The organism is Enterobacter sp. 940_PEND (assembly GCF_001059415.1).
Classification (GTDB): domain Bacteria; phylum Pseudomonadota; class Gammaproteobacteria; order Enterobacterales; family Enterobacteriaceae; genus Enterobacter; species Enterobacter cloacae_M.
On the sequence record NZ_JUMS01000123.1, the window covers coordinates 208,907 to 223,812 of the forward strand.

At 60.2% G+C, this 14,906-nt stretch carries 12 protein-coding genes; 5 read left to right on the plus strand and 7 right to left on the minus strand.

Translation table 11 applies throughout. The features are described 5' to 3' along the window. Nucleotides 1-95: 95 nt before the first annotated feature. Nucleotides 96-479 (minus strand): biofilm formation regulator BssR, encoded by a 384-nt coding sequence (bssR, locus tag ADJ24_RS18065; protein WP_023310914.1) that lies wholly within the window; start codon nucleotides 477-479, stop codon nucleotides 96-98. Between the two features lie 216 nt (nucleotides 480-695). Between bssR and rimO the strand changes: the two genes are divergently transcribed. Beyond that, nucleotides 696-2,021, plus strand: a complete 1,326-nt coding sequence (gene rimO / locus ADJ24_RS18070; RefSeq protein WP_023310913.1) for a 30S ribosomal protein S12 methylthiotransferase RimO — start codon at nucleotides 696-698, stop codon at nucleotides 2,019-2,021. 115 nt (nucleotides 2,022-2,136) lie between these two features. Here rimO and gsiD read toward each other — a convergent pair whose 3' ends face one another. The 5 genes from gsiD to iaaA are packed head-to-tail and all read right to left on the minus strand — an operon-like array spanning nucleotide 2,137 to nucleotide 8,359. After that, the gene (gene gsiD, locus ADJ24_RS18075) at nucleotides 2,137-3,048 is read right to left on the minus strand and encodes a glutathione ABC transporter permease GsiD (protein WP_023310912.1); all 912 of its coding nucleotides are present in this window, start codon (nucleotides 3,046-3,048) and stop codon (nucleotides 2,137-2,139) included. 1 nt (nucleotide 3,049) lies between these two features. After that, nucleotides 3,050-3,970 (minus strand): glutathione ABC transporter permease GsiC, encoded by a 921-nt coding sequence (gene gsiC, locus ADJ24_RS18080; protein ID WP_023310911.1) that lies wholly within the window; start codon nucleotides 3,968-3,970, stop codon nucleotides 3,050-3,052. Nucleotides 3,971-3,975: 5 nt separating this feature from the next. Further along, on the minus strand, nucleotides 3,976-5,514 hold the full coding sequence (gsiB, locus tag ADJ24_RS18085; protein WP_023310910.1) for a glutathione ABC transporter substrate-binding protein GsiB: 1,539 nt from the start codon (nucleotides 5,512-5,514) through the stop codon (nucleotides 3,976-3,978). Nucleotides 5,515-5,537: 23 nt separating this feature from the next. Continuing rightward, on the minus strand, nucleotides 5,538-7,409 hold the full coding sequence (gsiA, locus tag ADJ24_RS18090; RefSeq protein ID WP_023310909.1) for a glutathione ABC transporter ATP-binding protein GsiA: 1,872 nt from the start codon (nucleotides 7,407-7,409) through the stop codon (nucleotides 5,538-5,540). An 11-nt stretch (nucleotides 7,410-7,420) separates the two neighbouring features. After that, nucleotides 7,421-8,359, minus strand: a complete 939-nt coding sequence (gene iaaA / locus ADJ24_RS18095; protein WP_032668125.1) for a beta-aspartyl-peptidase — start codon at nucleotides 8,357-8,359, stop codon at nucleotides 7,421-7,423. 188 nt (nucleotides 8,360-8,547) lie between these two features. Here iaaA and moeA point away from each other — a divergent pair, with 188 nt between their 5' ends. Beyond that, nucleotides 8,548-9,780 carry a molybdopterin molybdotransferase MoeA gene (moeA, locus tag ADJ24_RS18100; protein ID WP_023310907.1) on the plus strand — a complete coding sequence of 411 codons (1,233 nt, stop codon included), beginning with the start codon at nucleotides 8,548-8,550 and terminating at the stop codon, nucleotides 9,778-9,780. A 1-nt stretch (nucleotide 9,781) separates the two neighbouring features. Next, a complete protein-coding gene (gene moeB, locus ADJ24_RS18105) occupies nucleotides 9,782-10,534 on the plus strand; it encodes a molybdopterin-synthase adenylyltransferase MoeB (protein WP_023310906.1) in 753 nt (250 codons plus the stop codon). Nucleotides 10,535-10,632: 98 nt separating this feature from the next. On the opposite strand, the gene fsa is transcribed toward moeB, so the two are convergent. Beyond that, on the minus strand, nucleotides 10,633-11,295 hold the full coding sequence (fsa, locus tag ADJ24_RS18110; RefSeq protein ID WP_023310905.1) for a fructose-6-phosphate aldolase: 663 nt from the start codon (nucleotides 11,293-11,295) through the stop codon (nucleotides 10,633-10,635). A gap of 128 nt (nucleotides 11,296-11,423) precedes the next feature. Here fsa and ADJ24_RS18115 point away from each other — a divergent pair, with 128 nt between their 5' ends. Both ADJ24_RS18115 and ADJ24_RS18120 read left to right on the plus strand, forming a co-directional pair. Continuing rightward, on the plus strand, nucleotides 11,424-12,323 hold the full coding sequence (locus ADJ24_RS18115) for a glycyl-radical enzyme activating protein (protein ID WP_023310904.1): 900 nt from the start codon (nucleotides 11,424-11,426) through the stop codon (nucleotides 12,321-12,323). A 4-nt stretch (nucleotides 12,324-12,327) separates the two neighbouring features. Next, complete coding sequence (locus ADJ24_RS18120) at nucleotides 12,328-14,760, plus strand: formate C-acetyltransferase/glycerol dehydratase family glycyl radical enzyme (RefSeq protein ID WP_023310903.1); 2,433 nt, start codon at nucleotides 12,328-12,330, stop codon at nucleotides 14,758-14,760. The last annotated feature ends 146 nt before the right edge of the window (nucleotides 14,761-14,906 follow it).

Below are 14,906 nucleotides of genomic sequence, written 5' to 3' on the forward strand. Positions count from 1 at the left end.
TTATCGGCATATGGCATAAAGGTTAGCCACTGCATCCGGACGCGTTACCACTTTTACAAAAGCTTAATCAGAAGGGGGAGTTGCCTCCCCCTGGGTCAGTGCTGTTCAAGCTTCTCGTGCTCGTTCAGGCACATGATGCATAGAGAGAGCGTGGTCAGGCAGTTTTCAAGCTTCTCCGCGTTAACAGCGATAAAATTCGGGCAGTCGTGGCGTCCGTTCATCAAACATACCCCAGCGATGGAAAGCACCTCAGCGGCGCGGCGCAGGGCGATCAGCTCACTTTCGCCGTATTTCGCCTTCAGGGTCGGTGCTTTTTCACGCATGAAATTGCAAAGTTCAAACAGGTTATCACGCAGATGTTCGCTTTCGCTGACTGACATATACCCTTTTGCCTTCCTCAACTGCAGGTACGCGGCCAGGTCGATTCGGGCGTTGATCAGCTTATTAAGCAGATCGCGTTTAAGTCTGTCAACGGTCATGCTCTTTCCTCCTCTGTCAGCCATTGTGCATAGTCAGGATAAGTACATTTTTTGTACAGTTTAATGCCTGGGATCAATTTTTATTAACTGATTAACATTATTTACAATGTTACAACGTCCGCCCGGCGCATCCGCCTTGCAAAGAGTGTATAAATCCCCCGCGATACGCTGTAAAATCCCGCCCTGATAACTCCATAATTGATGAATTTTTAACCTATGAGCAATGTTACGCACCAGCCGAAAATCGGCTTCGTCTCCCTGGGCTGCCCGAAAAACCTCGTGGATTCCGAACGCATCCTGACCGAACTGCGCACCGAGGGCTATGACGTGGTGCCAAGCTACGACAACGCCGATATGGTGATCGTGAACACCTGCGGGTTTATCGACAGCGCGGTTCAGGAATCACTGGAAGCCATCGGTGAGGCCCTGACGGAAAACGGCAAAGTGATTGTTACCGGCTGTCTGGGCGCGAAAGAAGACCAGATCCGCGAAGTGCACCCGAAGGTGCTGGAGATCACCGGCCCGCACAGCTACGAGCAGGTGCTGGAACATGTTCATCACTACGTGCCTAAACCAAAGCACAACCCGTTTCTGAGCCTGGTGCCGGAGCAGGGCGTTAAGCTGACGCCGCGCCACTACGCGTACCTGAAAATTTCCGAAGGCTGCAACCATCGCTGCACCTTCTGCATTATCCCGTCCATGCGTGGCGATCTGGTGAGCCGTCCGATTGGCGAAGTGCTGGCGGAAGCTAAACGTCTGGCCGACGCGGGCGTGAAGGAGCTGCTGGTCATCTCCCAGGACACTTCGGCTTACGGGGTGGACGTTAAACACCGCTCCGGTTTCCACAACGGCGAGCCGGTGAAAACCAGCATGGTCGGCCTGTGCGAGCAGCTGTCTAAACTCGGTATCTGGACGCGTCTGCACTACGTCTATCCGTACCCGCACGTTGACGACGTGATCCCGCTGATGGCGGAAGGCAAAATTCTGCCGTACCTGGATATCCCGCTGCAGCACGCCAGCCCGCGTATCCTGAAGCTGATGAAGCGTCCTGGCTCCGTTGATCGCCAGCTGGCGCGCATCAAGCAGTGGCGTGAAATCTGCCCGGATCTGACCCTGCGCTCCACCTTCATCGTCGGCTTCCCGGGTGAAACCGAAGAAGACTTCCAGATGCTGCTCGACTTCCTGAAAGAAGCGCGTCTGGACCGCGTAGGCTGCTTCAAGTACAGCCCGGTAGAAGGCGCAACCGCCAACGAACTGGCGGACCAGGTGCCGGAAGAGGTGAAAGAAGAGCGCTGGAATCGCTTCATGCAGCTGCAGCAGCAGATCTCTGCCGAGCGTCTGCAGGAAAAAGTGGGCCGCGAGATCATGGTGATCGTTGACGAAGTGGACGAAGAAGGCGCGATTGGCCGCAGCATGGCGGACGCCCCTGAGATCGACGGCGCGGTGTACCTGAACGGCGAAACCAACGTCAAGCCGGGTGATATTATTCGCGTGAAGGTTGAAAACGCGGACGAGTATGACCTGTGGGGTAGCCGGGTTTAATCTCCTTTCCCCCCTCACCCTACCCCTCTCCCCACTGGTGAGAGGGGACTGCTCGGTGCGGTTTTTCACCCTCGCCCCTTTGGGGAGAGGGCCGGGGTGAGGGGCAAGCAAAAGCCTACCCCTTAATCCTCGGATCCAGCGCGTCGCGCAGTCCGTCCCCCAGCAGGTTAAACGCCAGCACGGTCAGGAAAATCGCCAGACTCGGGAAGATCGCCACGTGCGGCGCAATCACCATATCCGCCCTCGCCTCGTTCAGCATCGCGCCCCACTCCGGCGTCGGAGGCTGCGCGCCTAGCCCCAGAAACGACAGGCTGGCCGCCGAGATAATCGACACGCCGATGCGCATGGTGAAATAGACCACAATGGACGACACCGTACCCGGCAGAATATGGCTGAACAGGATCGTGGCGTCGCTGGCCCCCATGCTGCGGGCGGATTCGATAAAGGTCTGCTGCTTCAGCACCAGCGTGTTGCCACGCACCAGACGGGCAAAGGCCGGAATTGAAAAGACCGCGACTGCAATGATGACGTTCGCCATGCCGCTGCCCATGATCGCCACTACGGCAATCGCCAGCAGAATGCCGGGGAAGGCAAAGAGCACATCGCAGATACGCATGATGATGCGGTCCCACCAGCCTTCGTAATACCCGGCAACGAGACCCAGCACCGTGCCTATCGCCGCGCCGATCAGCACCGCAAAGACCCCGGCGGCGAGCGAGATTTGCGCCCCGACCAGCACGCGGCTGAAGATATCGCGCCCGAGTGAGTCCACGCCGAACCAGTGCAGCATCGACGGTCCGTCGTTCAGACGGTCGTAGTCAAAATAGTTTTCCGCATCAAACGGTGCCACCCACGGCGCAATCGCCGCCACCGCAATCAGCAGCAGCACAAACAGCCCCGCGGTCATCGCGACCGGCTGACGGCGAAAACGCCGCCAGAATTCAGACCACGGGGTGCGGACGTGGTCCGGTTTTAGCCCCGGCATGGCGTTTAAAACGGCCTGACGTCGCCAGTTCAACAATCGCATCTTACTTATACCTGATGGCCGGGTTAATGGCGGCGTAGAGCACGTCCACCACTAAGTTGATAAGAATAAACTCCAGCGAAAAAAGCAGGACTTCCGCCTGGATCACCGGGTAGTCGCGCATCTCGACGGAATCGACCAGCAGGCGTCCCAGCCCCGGCCAGTTGAAGACCTTTTCCACGACGATCGAGCCGCCGAGCAGGAAGCCAAACTGCAGCCCCATCATCGTCACCACCGGGATCATCGCATTGCGAAAGCCGTGCTTGAGAATGACCCACTTCTCGCTGACCCCTTTCGCCCGCGCGGTGCGAATATAATCTTCGCTCAGCACGTCAACGAACGAGGCGCGGGTAAAGCGCGCCATTACCGCCGAAACGGCAGCGCCCAGCGTCATGGAAGGCAGGATGTAATGCTTCCAGGTATCGGCCCCGACGGTCGGCAGCCAGCCCAGTTCGACGGAGAAGATCTGCATCAGCAGCATTCCCAGCGCGAACGCCGGGAAGGAGATGCCGGTCACCGCCAGCGCCATGCCGAGCTTGTCCGGCCAGCGGTTGCGCCAGACGGCCGCGATAATCCCGGCGCCAAGCCCAAACACGACCGCCCAGCTCATGCTGGCTATCGTTAACCAGAATGTCGGCATAAAGCGACTGGCAATTTCCTCCGACACCGGACGGCGCGACACCATCGAAATACCAAAATCGCCCTGCAGAACGTTACAGATATAGTGGATAAACTGCATATACAGCGGCTGGTCGAGACCAAGCTGCTTACGCACCAGGTCAATAACGGTGGCATCCGCCTCAGGGCCGGCAACCAGACGCGCCGGATCGCCCGGCAGCATATGGACAAACAAAAACACCAGGACCGCCACAATCAGCAGCGTCGGGATAAGCCCCAGCAGGCGTTTACAAACGTAATTCAGCATGAGGTTTATTTTAAATCCGCGTCGTCAAAGCTAAAGCCCGTGTCCGGCATGATGTAGAACCCGGTCAACGCTTTGTTATGGGCTGACACCAGTTTCTCCACCACCAGCGGCACCCACGGTGACTCTTTCCAGATAATATCCTGCGCGTCTTTGTAGAGGCGCGCCTTCTCTTCCGGTTTGGTGGTTTTCAGGGCATCGGCCAGGTCTTTGTCCACCTGCGGGTTGCTGTAAAACGCGGTGTTGAACAGGGTTGGCGGCCAGTTTTGCGAGGCAAACAGCGGCGACAGCGCCCAGTCGGCTTCACCGGTCGAGGCTGACCAGCCGGTGTAGAACATCCGCACGCCGCTCTCTTTTTGCCCTTTCCCCTCCACTTCTGCCGCACGCTGTCCGGCATCCATCGCGGTCACCTGTACCTTGATACCCACCTGCGCCAGCTGCTGTTGGGTAAACTGCAGCACCTTCTGGGCGGTACTGTGATTATGCGAGGACCACAGCGTGGTGCTGAAACCGTTCGGGAAGCCCGCCTCTTTCAGCAGCTCGCGCGCTTTAGCCGGATCGTACGGCCACGGCTGATAGCTTTGCGCATAGACGATCGCCGGCGGCAGCACGCCGGCGGCCGGAGTGGCATATCCGGCAAAGGCGACCTTCACCAGCGCCTGACGGTTAATGGCGTAGTTGATGGCTTCACGCACCTTCGGGTTATCGAACGGCTTTTGCGTGACGTTCATGCTGATGTAGCGCTGCATGATCGACGGGCTGGCGACCAGCTCCAGCTTGCTGTTTTTCTGCAAAATGGCGGCCTGCTCATACGGGATCGGGAAGGCAAACTGCGCCTCGCCGGTTTGCAGCATCGCCGCGCGGGTGTTGTTGTCCACCACCGGCCGCCAGGTGATGGTGTCGAGCTTCGGCAGCCCCTGCTGCCAGTATCCGGCGAATTTCTTCACCTTCACAAAATCGGTCTGGTTCCAGGTGACCAGCTCGTACGGACCGGTACCTACCGGGTGGAAGCCAATCTCCTTGCCGTATTTCTTCAGCGCGGCAGGGGAAATCATCGCCGTCGCCGGATGCGCCAGAATATTGATAAACGCGGAGAACGGCTCTTTCAGGGTGATTTTTACCGTCGTCGGGTCAACCACCTCGGTTTTGGCGATGTTTTTATAGAGGTTATAACGCTTGAGGCTGTTTTCAGGATTGCTGGCGCGGTCGAGGTTTACCTTGACCGCCTCCGCATTGAAGTCTGTCCCGTCCTGGAACTTCACGCCGGTTCTGAGCTTGATGGTATACACCAGCCCGTCCTCGGATACGGTGTACCCCTCCGCCAGCACGTTTTTGAGCTTCATCTCTTTATCGAGGCCAAACAGGCCCTGATAGAACGATTTCGCCACCGCCTGAGAGAGCGTGTCGTTAGCGTCATACGGATCGAGCGTGGTGAAATTCGAGCCGACGGCAACCACCACGTCTTTGGCAGCGAACGCGGGGGCAGCGGCCAGGGCTGCCGTCACGCTCGCGGCTAACAACCATCTACGCGCTACAAATGTAACCATTGTGTTCTCCTGCCTGTTGTAAGTTATAACCGCGAAAAAGCGTTGTCCTGACGCGGGGGAGCGACGAAATGACCCGGCTCGACCTCGCGCAGCGTCACGCGCTCCACGGCCTCGCCGCGTTTATGAATATTGCTCGGCATTTCATCCTGCAGCAGCACGCGCTGGCCGTGACGATGCGCGGGATCGGCTACCGGGACCGCCGCGATAAGCTTGCGGGTGTACGGATGCTGCGGGTTTTCAAACACCGCCCTTCGCGGACCAATCTCCACGATCTGCCCCATAAACATCACCGCCACGCGATGGCTGATGCGCTCGACCACCGCCATATCGTGCGAGATAAACAGGAAGGCAATGCCCATATCCCGCTGTAAATCCAGCAGTAAGTTGATGATTTGCGCCCGGATAGAGACATCCAGCGCCGAGACGGACTCATCGGCAATCACCACTTTCGGGTTCAGCGCCAGCGCGCGGGCGATGCAGATACGCTGTCGCTGTCCGCCGGAAAACTCGTGCGGATAACGCCAGGCGTGCTCCGGCTTCAGGCCGACGCGCTCCAGCAGCCAGGCCACGCGGCGCTGGGCCGCTTCGCCGTCGAGCAAGTTATGCACCCGCAGCGGCTCCATGATCGAATACCCCACCGTATGGCGCGGATCGAGGGAGGCGTACGGATCCTGGAAAATAAACTGAATATCCCGCCGCACCGCCTGCAGCCTGCTGTCCGGAAGGGTATCAATGCGCTCGCCGTTAAAGGTGATGCTGCCTTCCTGGGATTCCACCAGACGGAGCAACGCGCGCCCGGTGGTGGATTTACCGCAGCCGGACTCCCCCACCAGCGCCAGCGTTTCGCCCGGCCAGAGATCGAAGCTGACGTTTTCCACCGCGTGCACTTCGCGCTTAACGCGGTTCAGTATGCCGCTGCGCAGCGGAAAACGGGTGACCAGATCGCGCACTTCCAGAATGGGCTTGCCCGGCACCACGGTGTCCTGCTCGCGCTCATCCTCCTGCTGCTCAGACGCCTCAAGAGAAATCAGGGGGAAGCGGCGCGGCAAATCGCTGCCGTTCATCGCCCCCAGGCGCGGAACCGCCGCCAGCAGCGCTTTGGTGTAAGGATGCATGGGCGCATGAAAAATCTGCTCGACCGGGCCGGTTTCCACCGCGCTGCCTTTGTGCATCACCAGCACCCGATCGGCGATATCGGCGACTACGCCCATATCGTGGGTGATGAAAATCACCCCCATCTCCATCTCCTGCTGCAGCACTTTGATGAGCTGCAGGATCTGCGCCTGAATCGTCACGTCCAGCGCCGTCGTCGGTTCATCGGCAATCAGCACCGCCGGACGGCACGAGAGCGCCATGGCAATCATCACCCGCTGACGCATGCCGCCGGAAAGCTGATGCGGGTAGCGACCCAGAATGGCCTGCGCCTCCGGAATGCGCACCAGCTCCAGCATCCGCCGGGCCTCTTTGAGCGCTTCATCGCCGCTCAGCCCCTGATGCAGGCGGATGGACTCGGCGATTTGTTCCCCGACCGGGAAAACCGGGTTCAGGGAGGTCATCGGCTCCTGGAAGATCATCGCAATATCCGCCCCGCGCACGTCCTGCATCTGCGCGCCGCTCAGCTCGTTTAAATCAATGACCTGACGGTTGCGGCGGCGCAGGAGCATTTTCTCGCTGCTGATTTGCCCGCCCGTCTGTTCCAGCAGGCGCATCAGCGCCAGCGCGGTGACCGATTTACCGGAGCCGGACTCGCCAACAATCGCCAGCGTCTCGCCTCGCCTGAGCGTGAACGATAAATTCTGTACTGCGGGGATGAACTGCCGCTCTTCCTGAAACGCAATATTGAGCTGATGGACAGCCAGCACTTCGCGGTTGTCCAGTTCTTCACTGTGCGGCACGCGCTGCCCCCTTATTCACGATAGATGCCCGTGCTCGGTTCATCACCGGCATAACCCCAGGCGCGATACATGCCTTCGCTGTTGAACGGCAGGGCCACGTTGCCCTCACGATCCACCGCAATGAGTCCGCCGACGCCGCCCAGGGCAGGTAGTTTTTCCATCACCACGCGCTCGCAGGCCTCGCTCAGGCTTAAGCCGCCGTAATCCATCAGCGCGGTAATGTCATAGGCCGCAAGGGCGCGGATAAACACTTCCCCGGTTCCGGTACACGACACCGCCGCCGTCGCGTTATTGGCGTAGCAGCCGGCGCCCGGCAGCGGGCTATCGCCGACGCGCCCGGGCAGCTTGTTGGTCATCCCACCCGTTGACGTCGCCGCCGCGAGGTTTCCGGCCTTATCCAGCGCCACCGCGCCGACCGTGCCCATTTTGGTGGTTTCATCCAGCGGCGCTGTATGGTCAAGCTGCGTCATGCCCGCCGAACGGGCCTCCAGCAGCTGCTGGTAGCGCTCCTCCGTGGAAAACAGATCCGGCGATACCGGTTCAATCCCGTGCTCGAAGGCAAACGCCTCCGCCCCGGCCCCCGTCAGCAGGACGTGCGGACTCGCCTCCATCACCAGACGCGCCGCCAGCACCGGATTGCGCAGATGGCTCACGCCCGCCACGGCGCCCGCTTTCAGGGTGACGCCGTCCATCACGCAGGCATCCAGCTCGTGCGTTTCATCCCGGGTAAAGACCGAACCGATCCCCGCATTAAATAACGGGCACTCTTCCAGCAGGCGCACCGCCTCGGTGACCACGTCCAGCGCGCTTTCGCCCGCTTCCAGCATTCTCTGGCCCGTTTCCACAATGGCGTACAGCGCGTCGATATAGCGCTTTTCCTGCTCGGGACTGAGCTGTGCTCGGGTGATTGCCCCGGCGCCACCATGAATTGCGATTACCGCATTAACCATTCGCATCACCCGTTAGCCTGATTTGCGGTTTTTTCTATAAATATCATTATCGTCGATGAAACTTCAGATGATTTTTGAATATAGAAAGACGTAACTGTGATGTAAAGCGTACACCCATCGGGTCATACAGTTAGCCGCACTTTTCTGCCATAATGAGCGCTTTCGTTGTTACTCCGCAGGAGCCCACCATGGATTTTACCGCCGGACTGATGCCGCTTGAGACGGCACTCACGCAGATGCTTGACCGAGTTTCCCCGCTGCATGACGTTGAGACGCTGCCCCTCGTGCGCTGTTTTGGCCGTATTGCCGCGCGCGATATCGTCTCTCCGCTCAACGTGCCGGGGTTTGATAATTCCGCGATGGACGGTTACGCGGTACGCCTGGCGGATCTCCAGGCGGGTAACGCCCTGCCGGTGGCGGGTAAAGCCTTTGCGGGCCAGCCGTTTAGCGGTGAATGGCCTGCGGGCACCTGCGTGCGCATCATGACCGGTGCGCCGGTTCCGGCCGGCTGTGACGCCGTGGTGATGCAGGAAGAGACAGAACAGACCGACGGCGGCGTGCGTTTTACCGCGAACGTTAAAGCGGGCCAGAACATCCGCCGCACGGGCGAAGATATCACCCTTGGTGCGACGGTCTTTTCTGCCGGGCAGAAGCTGACGGCAGGTGAGCTGCCGGTGCTGGCGTCGCTCGGCGTGGCTGAAATCGACGTGATCCGTAAAGTGCGCGTTGCCGTTTTCTCCACCGGTGACGAGCTGCAGCTTCCGGGCCAGCCGCTGCAGGACGGTCAGATTTACGACACCAACCGCCTGGCGGTACACCTGATGCTGGAGCAGCTGGGCTGCGAGGTGATTAACCTCGGCATTATTCCTGACGATCCGGAAAAACTGCGCGCCGCGTTTATCGAGGCGGATAACGCCGCCGACGTGGTTATCAGCTCTGGCGGCGTCTCCGTGGGCGAAGCGGATTACACCAAAACCATCCTTGAAGAGCTGGGGGAAATCGCCTTCTGGAAGCTGGCCATCAAGCCGGGCAAACCGTTCGCGTTTGGCAAGCTCACGCACGGCTGGTTCTGCGGCCTGCCGGGTAATCCGGTCTCGGCGGCACTCACCTTCTACCAGCTGGTGATCCCGCTGCTGGCGAAGCTTTCAGGCAACAGCGCCAGCCCGCTGCCTGAACGCCAGCGCGTGCGCGCCGCCACGCGCCTGAAAAAATCGCCGGGCCGTCTCGATTTCCAGCGCGGCATTCTGGTGCGCAACGCGGACGGCGAGCTGGAAGTGAGCACCACCGGGCACCAGGGCTCACACATTTTCAGCTCCTTCAGCCAGGGCAACTGCTTTATCGTCCTGGAGCGCGAGCGCGGCAATGTGGAAGCAGGCGAGTGGGTTGAGATCGAGCGTTTTAACCACCTGTTCGGAGGCTGACATGACGGTGGAGCTGAGCGACCCGGAGATGATGCGCTACAACCGCCAGATTGTGCTGCGCGGGTTTGATTTCGAAGGCCAGGAAGCGCTTAAGGCAGCAAGCGTGCTGGTTGTTGGGCTCGGCGGTCTTGGCTGCGCCGCCGCGCAGTATCTTGCGGCGGCGGGCGTAGGCAGGATGACGCTGCTGGATTTCGATACCGTGTCGGTGTCAAATCTCCAGCGCCAGACGCTGCACAGCGACGCGACGGTTGGTCAGCCGAAAGTGGACTCTGCCCGCTCGGCGCTGGCGCGCATCAACCCCAACGTTCAGTTCACCCTGATTGACGCGATGCTGGATAACGGCGCGCTGTCGGCGCAGATTGCGCAGCATGACCTGGTGCTGGACTGCACCGATAACGTCACCGTCCGTAACCAGCTGAACGCAGGCTGTTTTGCCCACAAAATCCCGCTGGTCTCCGGCGCGGCGATCCGCATGGAGGGGCAAATCAGCGTCTTCACGTACGCGGAAGGTGAACCCTGCTACCGCTGCCTGAGCCGCCTGTTCGGCGAGAACGCGCTGACCTGCGTTGAGGCGGGCGTGATGGCACCCTTGGTCGGCGTGATTGGCTCCCTGCAGGCGATGGAAGCAATCAAAGTGCTGGCGCGCTACGGCACAACTGCGGCGGGGAAAATCGTGATGTATGACGCGATGACCTGCCAGTTCCGCGAGATGAAGCTGATGCGTAACCCGGGGTGTGAGGTTTGCGGAGGTTAAACCCTGTTGCGGCCTGATGCCATCACCCCGGCCCTCTCCCACAGGGAGAGGGAGAAAATCGTAGGCCGGGTTAGCGCTAGCGCCACCCGGCAACAGCATCAGATCGACGTCCGTCCAAACGCCCCCTGCCAGTCCTGCTCAAACTTCACAATCGCCGCATCCACCGCAGGGGAAGTCATAAACTGCTGCGCCACGTCCAGCGGCAGCGTGATTGACGCGCAGCCTGCCAGCAGGCAGTCCAGCGCCTGACGCGGCGTTTTGAAGCTCGCGGCCAGCACCTTTGACTGCGGGGCGTGCAGCGTCAGCAGCTGCTGCAGTTCAACCACGGTCTGGATCCCGTCCCCGCCCTGCGCGTCCACGCGGTTAACGTAAGGCGCCACATACTCTGCACCCGCCAGCGCGGAGAGCATCCCCTGCGCAGCACCGTAAACCGCCGTACCCAGCGTCGGGATCCCTTCCGCTTTCAGCATCTTGATCGCCGCCAGCCCTTCGGCGGTCACCGGCACTTTTACTACCAGGTCGTTAATGATGGCGCGCAGCTTAAGCGCGTCCTCCACCATCCCTTCGGCGGTGGTAGCCATCACCTGGGCGAACAGACGGCCTTTACCGCCCAGCGCGTCGTGCAGCGCAGGCAGCAGCTCGTCAAGCGGCGTTTTACCTGCCGCCACAATGCTTGGGTTGGTGGTCACGCCCGCCAGCGGGAAGATACGCGCCAGCTTTTTGACTGCCGCAACGTCAGATGTGTCGAGATAAAGTTCCATGATGTCACCCTCAAAATTAGCCTGCACTTACCCTATCACGACAAAACCTGCTCAAGAGTTGACCTGCATCAAGATAACTTTCATTCGAAAGTCATTTAATCTTCATATGCAATACGAGAGGCGAAATCATGATCTTCAATATTCAGCGTTACTCTACCCACGACGGCCCCGGTATTCGAACCGTGGTGTTCCTGAAAGGCTGCTCGCTGGGCTGTCGCTGGTGTCAGAACCCGGAAAGCCGCTCCCGCAGCCGGGACGTGCTGTTTGACGCGCGCCTGTGCCTGGACGGCTGCGACCTGTGCCAGCAGGCGGCGCCGGGCTGCATCGAACGCGCGCTGAATGGCCTGGTTATCCACCGCGAGAAGCTTGATGAAGCCGCGCTCAACGCCATTACTAACTGCTGCCCGACGCAGGCGCTGACCGTCTGCGGTGAAGAACAGCAGGTCGCGGAGATCATGGCGACCGTACTGCGTGACAAGCCCTTTTACGACCGCAGCGGCGGCGGGATCACCCTGTCCGGCGGCGAGCCGTTTATGAACCCCGAGCTGGCACAGGCCCTGTTTAAAGCCAGCCACGAACAGGGGATCCACACTGCCGTGGAAACCTGCCTCCACGTGCCGTGGCATTACATCGAGCCGTCATTACCCTACGTCGCTCTGTTCCTCGCCGACCTGAAGCACGTCGACGGTGAGGTGTTCAAACAGTGGACGGACGGTTCGGCTAAGCGAATCCTGGACAACCTGAAGCGCCTTGCCGCCGCCGGGAAAAAAATCACCATTCGCGTGCCGCTGATCCAGGGCTTTAACGCTGACGAAGCGTCTGTTACCGCCATTACCAACTTCGCTGCCGACGAGCTCGGCGTCGACGATATTCATTTTCTGCCGTATCACACGCTGGGCATGAACAAATACACCCTGCTCGGCCAACCCTACTCTGCCCCTGACAAACCGCTGGATAACCCTGCCCTGCTGGACTTCGCGCAGCAGTACGCCTGCCAGAAAGGGTTAACCGCGACCTTACGAGGATAAACCTATGACGACCCTGAATCTGAACACCCTCAGCGAGCGCATTAAGGCGCACAAAACGGCCCTGGTGCATATCGTCAAGCCGCCGGTCTGTACCGAGCGCGCGCAGCATTACACCGAAATGTACCAGCAGCACATGGACAAGCCGATCCCGGTGCGCCGCGCCCTCGCGCTGGCGCATCACCTGGCCGAGCGCACCATCTGGATCAAACACGATGAGCTAATTATCGGCAACCAGGCAAGCGAAGTGCGCGCCGCGCCGATTTTCCCGGAATACACCGTCTCCTGGATTGAGAAAGAGATCGACGATCTGGCGGACCGCCCGGGCGCGGGCTTTGCGGTGAGCGAAGAGAACAAGCGCGTGCTGCACGACATCTGCCCGTGGTGGCGCGGCCAGACGGTGCAGGACCGCTGCTACGGCATGTTCACCGACGAGCAGAAAGGCCTGCTGGAAACCGGCATTATCAAAGCCGAAGGCAACATGACTTCCGGCGACGCGCACCTGGCGGTGAACTTCCCGCTGGTGCTGGAGAAAGGCCTCGACGGCCTGCGCGCCAAAGTGGCCGAGCGCCGCTCGCGCATCAACCTGACGGTGCTGGAAGACCTGCACGGTGAGCAGTTCCTGAAGGCGATTGATATCGTGCTGGAAGCGGTAAGCCTGCACATCAAACGCTTCGCCGACCTGGCGCGCGAGATGGCATCTACAGAAACCCGCGAAAGCCGCCGCGACGAGCTGCTGGCGATGGCGGAAAACTGCGACATCATTGCCCACGAGCCGCCAAAAACCTTCTGGCAGGCGCTGCAGCTGTGCTACTTCATTCAGCTGATCCTGCAGATTGAGTCCAACGGCCATTCCGTCTCCTTCGCGCGTATGGACCAGTATCTCTATCCGTACTACCGCCGCGACGTGGAGCTGAATCAGAGCCTGGACCGCGAACACGCTATCGAGCTGCTGCACAGCTGCTGGCTGAAGCTGCTGGAAGTGAACAAAATCCGCTCCGGCTCGCACTCGAAAGCTTCCGCCGGTAGCCCGCTGTACCAGAACGTAACCATCGGCGGCCAGAAGCTGGTCAACGGCGAGCCGATGGACGCGGTGAACCCGCTCTCGTACGCGATTCTGGAATCCTGCGGTCGCCTGCGCTCCACCCAGCCGAACCTGAGCGTGCGCTACCACGCGGGCATGAGCAACGACTTCCTCGACGCCTGCGTGCAGGTGATCCGCTGCGGCTTCGGCATGCCCGCGTTCAACAACGATGAAATCGTCATTCCGGAATTCATTAAGCTCGGCGTTGAACGAGACGACGCCTACGACTACGCGGCCATCGGCTGCATCGAAACCGCGGTGGGCGGCAAGTGGGGCTACCGCTGTACCGGCATGAGCTTTATCAACTTCGCCCGCGTGATGCTGGCCGCGCTGGAAGGCGGCCGCGACGCCACCAGCGGCAAGGTGTTCCTGCCGCAGGAAAAAGCGCTCTCCGCTGGTAACTTCGACAACTTCGACGAAGTGATGGCGGCGTGGGATAGCCAGATCCGCTACTACACCCGCAAGTCCATCGAGATTGAGTACGTGGTGGACACCATGCTGGAAGAGAACGTCCACGATATTCTCTGCTCGGCGCTGGTGGACGACTGCATCGAACGCGCGAAAAGCATCAAGCAGGGCGGCGCGAAGTACGACTGGGTCTCCGGCCTGCAGGTGGGCATCGCCAACCTCGGCAACAGCCTGGCGGCGGTGAAGAAGCTGGTGTTCGAACAGGGCACTATTGGTCAGCAGCAGCTGGCGGCGGCGCTGGCGGATGACTTCGACGGGCTGACCCACGAGCAGCTGCGTCAGCGCCTGATCAACGGCGCGCCGAAGTACGGCAACGACGACGACAGCGTGGACATGCTGCTGACGCGCGCCTATCAGACCTACATCGAAGAGCTTAAGCAGTACCACAACCCGCGCCACGGCCGCGGCCCGATTGGCGGTAACTACTACGCGGGCACCTCTTCCATCTCCGCAAACGTGCCGTTTGGCGCGGCAACGATGGCCACGCCGGACGGACGTAAGGCGCACACCCCGCTGGCGGAAGGAGCAAGCCCGGCTTCCGGTACGGACCACCTCGGCCCGACGGCGGTAATTGGCTCGGTGGGTAAACTGCCGACGGAAGCGATTCTCGGCGGCGTGCTGCTTAACCAGAAGCTGAACCCGTCGACGCTGGAAAACGACAGCGATCGCCAGAAGCTGATGGTGCTGCTGCGCACCTTCTTCGAGGTGCATAAGGGCTGGCATATTCAGTACAACATCGTCTCGCGCGAAACGCTGCTGGAAGCGAAGAAACATCCTGACCAGTATCGCGATCTCGTGGTGCGCGTCGCGGGCTACTCGGCGTTCTTCACCGCCCTGTCGCCGGATGCGCAGGACGATATTATCGCCCGTACTGAGCATACGCTGTAACGGCATATCCCATCACTCTTGATGGTGAGGGGATATGCGCACGCTGATGCCCTCACCCCGGCCCTCTCCCTCTCCCCGTGGGAGAGGGAGAAAACACTAAAAACGGCAACCTCGGTTGCCGTTTTGCTTTTACTTTCGAATGAAAT